General features: G+C 69.0%; 2 protein-coding genes. Both read right to left on the bottom strand.

Going from position 1 to position 535, the window contains the following annotated elements; all coding sequences use genetic code 11:
- Nucleotides 1-203 (bottom strand): hypothetical protein (locus tag ABD345_RS40160; RefSeq protein ID WP_344559804.1); only part of this gene is annotated, 203 nt, incomplete at its 3' end.
- A gap of 73 nt (nt 204-276) precedes the next feature.
- Nucleotides 277-535 (bottom strand): DUF72 domain-containing protein (locus ABD345_RS40155; protein WP_344559802.1); only part of this gene is annotated, 259 nt, incomplete at its 5' end.

The raw sequence follows: 535 nt of genomic DNA, 5'->3' as shown, positions 1-535 counted from the left end.
CGGACCATCTCCAGCAGATCGGTCAGCGACGCCAGGTCGGACGCCGCCTCCTCGCGCTCGGAGCGCAGCTCCACCTGGTCGGCCAGCACCGCCAGACGGCCTACCTCGGCGGCCAGGCCGTCCACGTCCAGCCGTGCGTCGAGGCACGCCTGCTGGACGGCGTCATACGCAGAGCGGAACTCGTCGTACCTCACAGTGAACAAACCTAGGGCACAACGGGCCCCCGCGGCGAGACACGAATGTCGCGCTGGTTGAACCTCTGGCAAAGAAAGCGGATCAGAACAGGGTCGGCGGTGCGGATGGCACGGGTTCGGGCAGCGGCTCGAGCTCCGGTACCAGTGCTCGTACGTCGTCGTGGAAGCGCCGAGCCAGGCCTAGCGCGAGCGCGTTGTCGGGGGTGTGGATGAAGACCGTTGGCGAACGTCCCTCGCGCAGCCACTCGGCGCACAGCGAGGCCCAGCCCTGCCAGCCGGCGGCGGTCTCGTCGGCTGAGTCCCGTCCGATGTAGCGCACGATCGGGTGGTCGGTCAGAGCC

It is taken from the genome of Kitasatospora saccharophila (genome assembly GCF_039529925.1).
GTDB classification, from domain to species: domain Bacteria; phylum Actinomycetota; class Actinomycetes; order Streptomycetales; family Streptomycetaceae; genus Kitasatospora; species Kitasatospora saccharophila.
Note: the sequence above shows the minus strand (reverse complement) of the source record. Positions and strands in the feature narration are given on the sequence as shown.